The following is an 11,529-nucleotide window of genomic DNA, read 5'->3' on the forward strand; positions in this document are numbered from 1 at the left end:
CATGGCCCGGCGCGTGTTGCCCGGCCGTTTGCGCACAATAAGCCCGGTTGCGGCCACCCACGGCCTTCGCGCTTCATGAACACCCAGACCCTGTTGTCCCAGTTGCCCAACTTCAACCCGCGCGACGTGCCGGTGACGGGCATCGACACGCACCTGCCCGCCGTGCCGACCGAGCGCCTGACGCCCGACGCGCTGCGCCGGCGCTTCGTGCACCCGCCGGCCTGGCAGCCCGAGCTGCGCGAGGAGCCGCGCTTTGCCGACCGCGCGCCGGCCGCCGCCGCCGTGCTGGTGCCGCTGGTGAACCGGCCGTCGGGCCTGTCGGTGCTGCTGACCGAGCGCTCGCACAAGCTGTCGACGCACTCCGGGCAGGTGGCGTTTCCGGGCGGGCGGGTGGACCCGGAAGACGTGGACGTGGTCGACGCCGCGCTGCGCGAGGCGCAGGAAGAGGTGGACCTGCCGCGCGGCCACGTCGACGTGATCGGCCAGCTGCCGGTGTACGTGACGGGCACGCAGTTCATCATCACGCCCGTGGTGGCGGTGGTGCGGCCGGGCTTCGTGCTGCACCCCAACCCCGACGAGGTGGCGCACGCGTTCGAGGTGCCGCTGTCCTTTCTGATGAACCCGGCGCACCACCGCCGCCACCGGCTCGAATGGCAGGGCCACGTGCGCGAGTGGTACTCGATGCCCTACGTCGAGCGCGTGCGTGTCGAGCCCGGCACCGGCGAATCGCCGCCCACGCCCGACAGCGAGATCGAGCGCTACATCTGGGGCGCCACGGCGGGCATGTTGCGCAACTTCTACAGGTTCCTCTCGGCGTGACCACGCGCCGCGGGGCGGCGCGGGGCACGCTGGCTATCATGAAGGCCGACATGACGCACACGGCTTTCGCATCTTCATGAGCTGCGCCCATCCCTGGCCACGCCAGCCAACGCCGTGACCTCGACGCGCGCTGGCGGCTGGCGTTGCCCTCCCTTGCGGGAAGAGGCCGCGCAGCGGCTTGGGGGCGCCTGACATGGCTTTCTTTGCCATAGCGCTCGCCCTGCTGCTCGAGCAGGTGCGCCCGCTGGCCGAGGACCACCCGGCGGTGCAGAGCCTGCGCCGCTGGCTGCGCCTGGTGGGCCGCAACGTCGACGCGGGCGGGCTGCAGCACGGCTGGCTGGCCTGGGCGCTGGCGGTGGGCGTGCCCACGCTGGGCGTGATCGCCGTGCACGGGTTGCTGAACTGGCTGGGCGGCTGGCCGCTGGTGCTGCTGTGGAGCGTGGCGGTGCTGTACCTCACGCTGGGGTTCCGCCAGTTCAGCCACCACTTCACCGGCATCCGCGACGCGCTGGAAGCGGGCGACGAGGAGCGTGCCCGCACCCTGCTGGCGCGCTGGCAGCAGGTGGACGCCAGCAGCGTGCCGCGCAGCGAGATCGTGCGCCACGTGATCGAGGTGTCGGTGCTGGCCGCGCACCGCCACGTGTTCGGCGTGCTGGTGTGGTACTGCATCGGCGCCATGCTGGGCCTGGGGCCGGCGGGCGCGGTGTTCTACCGCAATGCCGAGTACGGCGCGCGCTACTGGCGCCGCAAGTCCGAGGCGGCCGACCACCCCACCAGCCCCGCGCTGCGCGCCGTGGCCGACGCCGCCTGGCACGCCATCGACTGGCTGCCGGCGCGCGCCACGGCGCTGGGCTTTGCCATCGTCGGCAGCTTCGAGGACGCCATCGACGTGTGGCGCAACCACGCCATGCGCTTTGCCGACGGCAACGACGGCGTGATCCTGGCCGCCACGGCCGGTGCCATCGGCGTGCGGCTGGGCGGCGCGTCGCTGCGGCCGCTGTCGGCCGATGCCGTGGGCCAGCCGCTGTCGGCGCCCGGCGCCGCGGCCGGCGAGGGCCTGCCGGGCGTGGCTGCCCGCACCGCGCACTTGACCCAGGTGGTGGGGCTGGTGTGGCGCACGGTGGCGCTGTGGCTGCTGCTGCTGGTGCTGCTGACGCTGGCGCGCGTGCTGGCCTGATGGCCGGTTCTTGGGGTCAAATCGGGCTTCAGCGCCCGTCCATAAAGCGCGAGCAGCTATGTTAATAATAGCTATCCAGCGGCCTTGGCCGCCGCCACCAGATGCTCCACCAGCAGCCGCGCCGCCGGCGTCAGCGCCTCGGGGTCGCGGCAGGCGATGGCAAAGCGCCGCTGCGCCCAGGCGTCGGTGAGCGGGGTCACGCGCAGCTCGAAGGCCTCGGCATACGGTGCCGACAGCTCGGCCGGCAGGATGGCGATGGCCAGGCGCGAGCGCACCACGCGCAGCGCGGCGTCGAAGGTGGCGGCCACCACGCGGTAGCGGATCGGCTGCCCGGCCAGCGCGGCGGCGCGCTGCAGCATCACCTGCACCGCGCTTTCGGGCGGCAGGCTGACCTGTTCGTAGGGCAGGGTGTCGGCCAGCGCCAGGCGTTTGCGGCGCGCCAGTGCGTGGCCGGGCGGCATCACCACGGCCAGCCGGTCGCCGCGCCAGGGCCAGTGGTGCAGGCCGCGCAGGTCGGCGGCGTCCCAGCAGATGCCGAGCGACGCGCTGCCTTCGCGCACCGCGCGCAGCACCTGGGTGCTCACGGCCTCCTCCATGTCGATGCGGATGTGCTGGTGGCCGGGCGCCTTCAGAAAGGCCGCCACGTCGTCGGCCAGCGATTCGGCGATGGCCGACTGCGTGGCCAGCACGCGCACGTGGCCGCGCACGCCCGCCGCGTAGCCGGCCATGTCGCGTTCGATCTGCGCCGCGCGGGCGAGCAGGGCGCGCGCGTGCTCCAGCAGTGTTTCGCCGGCGGGCGTGGGCGCCACGCCGTGGCGGCGGCGCACCAGCAGCGGCGTGCCCACGGTGTCTTCCAGCGCCGCCAGCCGCTTGCTGATGGCCGAGCCGACGATGGCCTGCTGCTCGGCCGCGCGGGCGATGTTGCGCGCTTCGCAGACCGCAACGAACAGGCGCAGTGATGTGAGGTCGAGGTCGCGCATGGTGTGATGTTCCAGATCGGAACTTTAAGGCTTCCAGAATAGATTTTGTGATTGATCAGGGAATACCTAGACTCTGCGCAAACCAGAAGATGAAGGAGACACCATGAGCGCCTCCACGCTCCCCGCCCGCGCCGTGATCCGCGAAGTCGGCCTGCGCGACGGCCTGCAGGCCATTGCCCGCACGCTGCCGACCGAGCAGAAGAAAGCCTGGCTGCACGGTGCGCACGCCGCCGGCCAGCGCGAGATCGAGGTCGGCTCCTTCGTGCCGGCCAAATACCTGCCGCAGCTGGCCGACACGACCGAGCTGGTGGCCTACGGCAAGACGCTGCCCGGCCTGTTCGTGTCGGTGCTGGTGCCCAACCTGCGCGGGGCCGAGGCGGCCATCGCCGCGCAGGCCGACCTGATGCTGCTGCCGCTGTCGGCCAGCCACGCGCACAGCCTGGCCAACCTGCGCAAGACACCCGACGAGGTGGTGGCCGAGGTGGCGCGCATCCGCGCCGCGCGCGATGCGGCGGGCTCGAAGACGCTGCTGGAAGGCGGCATGAGCACGGCCTTCGGCTGCACCATCCAGGGCGAGGTGAAGCACAGCGAAGTGCTGCGCCTGCTGCAGGCCCTGCTCGATGCCGGCTGCGACCGCGTGAGCTGGCCGACACCGTGGGCTATGCCGACCCGGCGGCGGTGGCGCGCCTGTTCGAGGCCGCGCGCAAGCTGGCGGGCGACAGGCTGTGGGCCGCGCACTTCCACGACACGCGCGGGCTGGGCCTGGCCAACGTGTACGCCGCGCTGCAGACCGGCATCACGCGCTTCGACGCCTGCCTGGCCGGCATCGGCGGCTGCCCGCACGCGCCGGGCGCCAGCGGCAACGTCAGCACCGAAGACCTGGCCTGGATGCTGCGCAGCATGGGCATCGACACGGGCCTGGACATCGACGCGCTGCTGGCGCTGCGCCAGCAGGTGGCCGGCTGGCTGCAGGGCGAGGCGCTGCACGGCACGCTGTGGCGCGCGGGTTTGCCCAAGACATTGCAGGCGCATCAATAAAGATAGCTGCTTGCGCTTGATATATAAGAAATTCAGATGGTTTTTATATGAAAATGGCTTGAGCAGGGCGCAAGCAGCTATCATTTTCTTCAAGTTTGACCACCACCCGGAACCCGACCAGCGCATGAACCCATCCACCCCGCACACGGCACGCCGACCCCTCGAAGGCCTGCGCGTGGTCGAATTCACCCACATGGTCATGGGCCCCACCTGCGGGCTGGTGCTGGCCGATCTGGGGGCCGAGGTCATCAAGGTCGAGCCCATCGAGGGCGACCGCACGCGCCACCTGCTGGGCGCGGGCGCGGGCTTCTTCCCGATGTTCAACCGCGGCAAGAAAAGCATTGCCATCGACCTGCACCAGCCCGAGGGCGCCGCCGTGGCGCGCCGGCTGGCCGCCAGCGCCGACGTGGTGGCCGAGAACTTCAAGCCCGGCACGATGAAGAAATACGGGCTCGACTACGCCGCGCTGTCGCAGGTGAACGAGCGCCTGATCTACGTCAGCCTGAAGGGCTTTCTGCCCGGCCCCTACGAACACCGCACCGCGCTCGACGAGGTGGTGCAGATGATGGGCGGCCTGGCCTACATGACGGGCCGCCCGGGTGACCCGCTGCGCGCCGGGACCAGCGTGAACGACATCATGGGCGGCATGTTCGGCGCCATCGGCGCGCTGGGCGCGCTGGTGCAGCGCGGCATCACCGGCAAGGGGCAGGAAGTGCAGAGCGCGCTGTTCGAGAACAACGTGTTCCTGGTCGGCCAGCACATGCTGCAATACGCCATCACCGGCCAGCCGGCCGCGCCCATGCCCGAGCGCATCAGCGCCTGGGCGGTGTACGACGTGTTCACGGTGAAGGACGGCGAGCAGATCTTCCTGGCCGCGGTGAGCGATGCGCAGTGGCGCACCTTCTGCGATGCGCTGGGCTTTGGCGACCTGCGCGACCGGCCCGAATACGCCACCAACAACGAGCGCGTGCGCCAGCGGCCGACGCTGCTGCCCGTGCTGCGCGAGCGCCTGGCCACGCGCAGCGCGGCCGAACTGGCAGCGCTGTTCGAGCGCGCCGGCCTGCCGTTCGCACCCATCCGCAAGCCCGAGGAACTGTTCGACGACGAGCACCTGCAGGCCACCGGCGGGCTGGCCGACATCACGCTGACCGACGGTGCGCGCGCCGGCCAGACCACGCAGACCACGCTGCTGCCCTTCACCCTGGCGGGCGAACGCCTGGGCGTCGGCGCGCAGCCGCCGCGCATGGGTGCCGATACGGCGGCGGTGCTGGCCGAGATCGGCTACGCTGCTTCAGAAATAGAAGCGCTTCGCGCCGGCCACGCGGTCGCCTGAGGCCGATTTCGTTCAAATAACCACCTGGAGACACCGAACATGAGCACCCATCGTTCAAACCCCACGCGCCGCGCCGCGCTGTCCGCACTGACCGCGCTGGCCGCACTGGCCGGTGGCGGCCTGCCGCTGGCCGCGCAGGCGCAGGCCAACACCGTCAAGCTGGTGCTGCCCAACGCGGCCGGCTCGGGCGTCGACACCATCGCACGCGCCGCCCAGGCCGCGCTGGCCAAGGCGCTGGGCCAGTCGGTGGTGGTCGACAACCAGCCCGGCGCCAGCGGCGTGATCGGCCTGCAGGCGCTGAACCGCGCCGCGCCCGACGGGCAGACCTTCTCCATCGTCAGCAACAACGTCGTCATCCTGCCGCACGTGCTCAAAAGCGTGCCGTTCAGGATGCCGGACGACTTCACGCCGATTGCCGTGATCGGCGCCACGCCGCTGGTGCTGGTGGCCAACCCGGCCAAGGTGGCGGCCAGCAACAGCAAGGAGTTCGTCGCGCTGCTCAAGGCCAGGCCCGACGGCTACAACTTTGCCAGCGGCGGCACCGGCACCATCCTGCACCTGGCGGCCGAGATGTTCCTGGACGAAGCCAAGGTGCAGGCCCGGCACATCCCCTACAAGGGCGTGGGCCAGATGGTGACCGACCTGCTGGGCGGGCAGGTGGACTTCGGCGTGCTGGGCATCAACGTGGCACTGCCGCACATGCAGACCGGCGCGCTGAAGGCGATCGGCGTGTCCAGCGCGGCGCGCAGCCCCGCCGCGCCCAACCTGCCCACCTTTGCCGAACAGGGCCTGCCCGGCTACGTGGTCGACGGCTGGATCGCCGTGCTGGGGCCGAAGAACCTGCCCGCCGCGCAGGTCAAGCGCATGCACGACGCGCTGGTGGCCGCCTTCGACGCGCCCGAGGTGAAGGAAGCCATGGCCAAGCAGGGCAACGTGATCCACGTCAGCACGCCCGAGCAGGCGCTGGCCACCTTCCGCCAGGAGGGCGCGCGCTTTGGCGAGCTGGTGAAGAAGGCGGGCGTGACGGCGCAGTAAACACTGCCGAAGCATCACGCCACGCTAGGGTTATTCCCAAGCAGATCGCACCGGGCAACAGGCAAAAAGTGCACATCGGTCGATAGAATTAACCGACCGATCGGTCAGCTTATGGCTTGGTGCCATCGGGCGGCACTGTCACACCGCCCCTGACCGGTTTCATTTTTCTGTCTGGAGACAACCCCATGAAGTTGAAGAAGTTGGCGCTGCTCGGCGCCGCCGTGCTGGGCTTTTCGACGGCCGCGCTGGCCGAGATCACCGTCGGCGTCACCGTGTCGGCCACCGGCCCGGCCGCCTCGCTGGGCATTCCCGAGCGCAACACCTTCGCGCTGATGCCCAAGACCATCGCCGGCCAGCCCGTCAACTACATCGTGCTGGACGATGCCTCCGACACCACGCAGGCCGTCACCAACACGCGCCGCCTGATCAGCGAGCGCAAGGTCGACGTCATCATCGGCTCGTCCACCACGCCCAACTCGCTGGCCATGATCGACGCCGTGGCCGAGGCCAAGACGCCGATGATCTCGATCGCCGCCTCGGCCGCCATCATCGAGCCGCAGGACGAGAAGAAGCGCTGGGTGTTCAAGACGCCGCAGAACGACATCATGATGGCCCTGGCCATTGCCGACCACATGGCCAGCAACGGCGTCAAGACGGCGGCCTACATCGGCTTTGCCGACGCCTATGGCGAGGGCTGGTACCGCGAATTCTCGAAGGCGCTGGAGCTGAAGAAGATCCAGCTGGTGGCCAACGAGCGCTTCTCGCGCACCGACACCGCCGTCACCGGCCAGGTGCTGAAGATCATGGCCGCCAAGCCCGACGCGGTGCTGGTGGGCGGCTCCGGCACGCCCGCCGCGCTGCCGCAGAAGACGCTGAAGGAGCGCGGCTACACCGGCAAGTACTACCAGACGCACGGCGTGGCCAACGCCGACTTCCTGCGCGTGGGCGGCAAGGACGTGGAAGGCACCTACCTGCCCGCCGGCCCGGTGCTGGTGGCCGAGCAGCTGCCGGCCAGCAACCCGGTGCGCAAGGCGGCCACCGAATACGTCAAGGCCTACGAGGGCGCGCACGGCAAGGGCACGGTCTCGGGCTTCGGCGCCCACGCCTGGGATGCCGGCCTGATCCTGCAGGCCGCCGTGCCCGCGGCGCTGAAGAAGGCCAAGCCCGGCACGCCCGAGTTCCGCGCCGCGCTGCGCGACGCGCTGGAAAACGACGTCAAGGAGGTGGCCGGCGCGCACGGCATCTTCAACATGTCGCCCAAGGACCACCTGGGCCTGGACCAGCGCGCCCGCGTGATGGTCAGGATCGAAAACGGCCAGTGGAAGTACCAGCCCTGATCGTTTGATGTCAAAATGAGCTGCAGCGCTTGCTGGAAAAGCGCAGGTAGCTACAACAACAATAGCAAAAGGCGCCCGCGGAATCTCGGTTCCGCAGTGGGCGTCGTTTTGCCGAGGCGGGACGCATGGATTCTCAGATCGCGCTGATGCTGGCGCAGGACGGCGTGGTGAACGGCGCCGTGTACGGACTGATGGCGCTGGCCCTGGTGCTGGTGTTTTCGGTCACGCGGGTCATCTTCATTCCCCAGGGCGAGTTCGTCGCCTATGCGGCGCTGGCCATGGCGGCGCTGCAGACAGGCAAGGTGCCGCCCATCATCTGGATGCTGCTGACCATGGCCGCGCTGACGCTGGCCGTGGAGGGCTGGCGCCACCTGCGCGGCACGCGCGTGGCCTGAAGCCGACGCTGGTCTGGGCCGTGCTGCTGCCGTTGATTGCCGTGGCCCTGGTGTGGGGCCTCAAGCCCACGTCGCAGTTCGGGCAGACGCTGGCGGTGCTGGCGCTGATCGTGCCCATGGGGCCGCTGGTGTACCGCCTGGCGTTCCGCCCGCTGGCGCACGCCACGGTGCTGATCCTGCTGATCGTGTCGGTGGCGCTGCACCTGGCCATGATGGGCCTGGGGCTGTTCTTCTTCGGCGCCGAGGGCTCGCGCACCACGCCGATGTCCGAGGCGCGCTGGGATCTGGGCGGGCTGCCGGTCACCGGGCAGTCGCTGGTGGTCATCGGCACGGCCATCGTGCTGGTGGTGCTGATGTTCCTGTTCTTCGAGCGCTCCATCATCGGCAAGGCGCTGCGCGCCACCGCCATCAACCAGACCGGCGCGCGGCTGATGGGCATCCCGACCGAGCTGTCGGGCGACCTGAGCTTTGCGCTGGCGGCGCTGATCGGCGCCGTCTGCGGCATCCTGATCGCGCCCATCACCACCATCTATTTCGACACCGGCTTCCTGATCGGCCTGAAGGGCTTCGTGGCCGGCATCATCGGCGGGCTGTCGAGCTACCCGCTGGCGCTGGCCGGCGCGCTGCTGGTGGGCCAGCTCGAATCGTTCTCGTCGTTCTGGGCCAGCGCGTTCAAGGAAGTCATCGTGTTCACCCTGATCATCCCGGTGCTGTGGTGGCGCTCGATCAACACGCACCACGTGGAGGACGAGGAATGACCTCCAGGCACGTCACGTGGATCTTCATCGCGCTGCTGGCGCTGGCCTGGGGCTTTCTGCCGCCGTTCACCGTCACGCTGCTGAACTACATCGGCCTGTACTCGATGGTGGCCGTGGGGCTGGTGCTGCTGACCGGCGTGGGCGGCATGACCTCGTTCGGCCAGGCGGCCTTCGTCGGCCTGGGGGCGTATGCCACGGCCTGGGTCAGCGGCAACCCGCAGGTCGGCGAGGCGCTGGCCGCCATTCCGCCCGGCCTGCTGCCGTGGCTGGGGCTGCTGCTGGGGCTGGCGGTGACGGCGCTGGTGGCCTGGGCGCTGGGCGCGGTCACGCTGCGCCTGTCGGGCCACTACCTGCCGCTGGGCACCATCGCCTGGGGCCTGAGCCTGTACTACATCTTCGGTAACCTGCAGGTGCTGGGCGGCCACACCGGGCTGGCGGGGCTGCCGTCGCTGGGCCTGTTCGGGCTCGACATGACCTCGCCGCGCGTGCTGGGCGTGTTCATCTGGGCCTTGCTGCTGGTCATGATCTGGGCGCTGCACAACCTGCTGGATTCGCGCGAGGGCCGGGCCATCCGCTCGCTCAAGACCGGCCGCGTGATGGCCGAGTCGATGGGCGTCGACACGGCGCGCCAGCGCATCAAGCTGTTCGTGCTGGCGGCGCTGCTGGCGGCGGTGTCGGGCTGGCTGTATGCGCACCTGCAGCGCTTCGTCAACCCCACGCCGTTCAACCTCAACATCGGCATCGAATACCTGTTCATGGCCGTGGTGGGCGGCTCGGGCTACCTGTGGGGCGCGGTGCTGGGCGCCACTCTCATCACGCTGCTGAAGGCCGAGCTGCAGGACTGGCTGCCCAAGCTGCTGGGCACCAGCGGCAATTTCGAGATCGTGGTGTTCGGCCTGCTGATGCTGCTGGTGCTGCAGCGCGCCGCCGACGGCCTGTGGCCGCTGATCGCCGGTGCCACGCGCCGCTTCATCCAGCCGGCCCAGCGCGGCGGCAAGCAGGCGGCGGCCGCGCCACTGGCGCAGCGCGCGCTGCCGGCGCTGGGCACCGTGGTGCTGGATGCCAGCGACGTGACCAAGCGCTTCGCCGGCCTGGTGGCCAACAACGCCGTCAACCTGGACGTGAAGGCCGGCGAGGTGCACGCGCTGATCGGCCCCAACGGCGCCGGCAAGAGCACCTTCTTCAACATGATCTCGGGCGTGGACGACCCCACCACCGGCACCGTCAGCCTGATGGGCCAGCCCATGGCAGGCAAGCCCTCGCGCGCGTTCGCCAGGCTGGGCCTGGGCCGCACCTTCCAGCACGTGCGCCTGCTGGGCCAGCGCAGCGTGCTCGAGAACGTGGCCCTGGGCGCGCACCTGCGCGGCCAGCGCGGCTGGGTGGCGGCCATGCTGCGCACTGACCGCGCCGAAGAGGCCGCCCTGCTGGCCGAGGCGCGCCGCCAGATCGAGCGCTGCGGCCTGCTCGACTACATCGACACGCCGGCCGCCTCGCTGCCGCTGGGGCAGCAGCGCATCGTCGAAATCGCGCGGGCGCTGGCCGGCCAGCCCAGCCTGCTGCTGCTGGACGAGCCGGCCGCCGGCCTGCGCCACCTCGAGAAGCAATCGCTGGCCAAGCTGCTGTCGCAGCTGCGCGCCGAGGGCTTGGCCATTCTGGTGGTGGAACACGACATGGAATTCGTCATGAACCTGGCCGACCGGGTGACGGTGCTGGAGTTCGGCACCGTCATCGCCAGCGGCACGCCCGCTGCCGTGCAGGCCGATCCGCGCGTGCTGGCCGCCTATCTGGGGGTGACCTGTGAGCAAGCCCCTGCTGGAACTTGAAAACTTCTCCGTCTGCTACGGCCCGGTGGAAGCCGTGCACCAGGTGGCGCTGACGGTGGGCGAGGGCGAGATCGTCACCGTCATCGGCCCCAACGGCGCCGGCAAATCCACGCTGCTGAACGCCATCATGGGCCTGCTGGGCTCCAGCGGCACGCTCAGGCTGGGCGGACAGCCGATGGCGCGGCCGAGCGTCGAGGCCATGGTGGACGCCGGCGTTGGCCTGGTGCCCGAAAAGCGCGAGCTGTTCGGCGAGATGTCGGTTGAGGACAACCTGCTGCTGGGCGGCTTTGCGCGCTGGCGGCGCGGCCAGCGCGACCAGAAGGAGCGCATGGCCGAGGTGTTCAAGCTCTTCCCGCGCATGCAGGAGCGCCGCGCGCAGATGGCGTCCACGCTGTCGGGCGGCGAGCGCCAGATGCTGGCCATCGGCCGCGCGCTGATGGCGCGCCCGCGCCTGCTGATGCTGGACGAGCCCTCGCTGGGACTGGCGCCGCTGATCGTGCGCGAGGTGCTGAACATCGTCGCCTCGCTGCGCGACATGGGTGTGTCGGTGCTGCTGGTCGAGCAGAACGCGCGCGCCGCGCTGAACGTGGCCGACCGCGGCTACGTGCTGGAGATGGGCGAGGTGGCGCTGACCGGCGCGGCGGGCGAGCTGATGCACGACCGGCGCGTGATCGAAACCTATCTGGGCGTGGGCGGAAACAAAGCTCCCCTGAGGCGCCTGCGGCGCCTTCCCCTGAGAGGGACGACGCTCTTGCCCGGGGGACCCCGGGCACGGCGTCCTGTCGTGGCCTGCTCCGCGGCCATTGCGGAGGCTTGCTGCGCAGCCTTCAGGGT

At 70.2% G+C, this 11,529-nt stretch carries 7 protein-coding genes and 3 pseudogenes; 9 read left to right on the forward strand and 1 reads right to left on the reverse strand.

Features of this window, described 5'->3' with window-relative positions:
* Positions 1-75: 75 nt before the first annotated feature.
* Positions 76-819: an NUDIX hydrolase gene (locus H0I39_RS17000; RefSeq protein WP_180551268.1), complete on the forward strand. Its 744-nt coding sequence runs from the start codon at positions 76-78 to the stop codon at positions 817-819.
* Positions 820-1,012: 193 nt separating this feature from the next.
* On the forward strand, positions 1,013-1,996 hold the full coding sequence (locus H0I39_RS17005) for a CobD/CbiB family protein (protein ID WP_180551269.1): 984 nt from the start codon (positions 1,013-1,015) through the stop codon (positions 1,994-1,996).
* Between the two features lie 71 nt (positions 1,997-2,067).
* Here the strand turns inward: H0I39_RS17005 and H0I39_RS17010 are convergent, their stop codons facing one another.
* The gene (locus tag H0I39_RS17010) at positions 2,068-2,976 is read right to left on the reverse strand and encodes a LysR family transcriptional regulator (RefSeq protein ID WP_180551270.1); all 909 of its coding nucleotides are present in this window, start codon (positions 2,974-2,976) and stop codon (positions 2,068-2,070) included.
* 103 nt (positions 2,977-3,079) lie between these two features.
* Here H0I39_RS17010 and H0I39_RS17015 point away from each other — a divergent pair.
* The 7 genes and pseudogenes from H0I39_RS17015 to H0I39_RS17045 form a co-directional block, all read left to right on the forward strand.
* Positions 3,080-4,014, forward strand: a pseudogene (locus tag H0I39_RS17015) (hydroxymethylglutaryl-CoA lyase).
* A gap of 124 nt (positions 4,015-4,138) precedes the next feature.
* Positions 4,139-5,347, forward strand: coding sequence for a CaiB/BaiF CoA transferase family protein (locus H0I39_RS17020; RefSeq protein WP_180551271.1), 1,209 nt, complete (start codon positions 4,139-4,141; stop codon positions 5,345-5,347).
* Positions 5,348-5,386: 39 nt separating this feature from the next.
* Positions 5,387-6,382, forward strand: coding sequence for a Bug family tripartite tricarboxylate transporter substrate binding protein (locus tag H0I39_RS17025; RefSeq protein WP_180551272.1), 996 nt, complete (start codon positions 5,387-5,389; stop codon positions 6,380-6,382).
* A 185-nt stretch (positions 6,383-6,567) separates the two neighbouring features.
* Positions 6,568-7,719, forward strand: a complete 1,152-nt coding sequence (locus H0I39_RS17030) for an ABC transporter substrate-binding protein (RefSeq protein WP_180551273.1) — start codon at positions 6,568-6,570, stop codon at positions 7,717-7,719.
* A gap of 125 nt (positions 7,720-7,844) precedes the next feature.
* Positions 7,845-8,872: pseudogene (locus H0I39_RS17035) on the forward strand (branched-chain amino acid ABC transporter permease).
* Positions 8,869-10,695 (forward strand): branched-chain amino acid ABC transporter ATP-binding protein/permease, encoded by a 1,827-nt coding sequence (locus H0I39_RS17040; RefSeq protein WP_180551274.1) that lies wholly within the window; start codon positions 8,869-8,871, stop codon positions 10,693-10,695. The pseudogene H0I39_RS17035 and the gene H0I39_RS17040 overlap by 4 nt, the downstream one beginning before the upstream one ends.
* Positions 10,670-11,389, forward strand: a pseudogene (locus H0I39_RS17045) (ABC transporter ATP-binding protein); the annotation flags it as partial. The gene H0I39_RS17040 and the pseudogene H0I39_RS17045, both read left to right, overlap by 26 nt.
* Positions 11,390-11,529 lie beyond the last annotated feature (140 nt).

Source organism: Ottowia beijingensis (assembly GCF_013423955.1).
GTDB lineage: Bacteria > Pseudomonadota > Gammaproteobacteria > Burkholderiales > Burkholderiaceae_C > Ottowia > Ottowia beijingensis.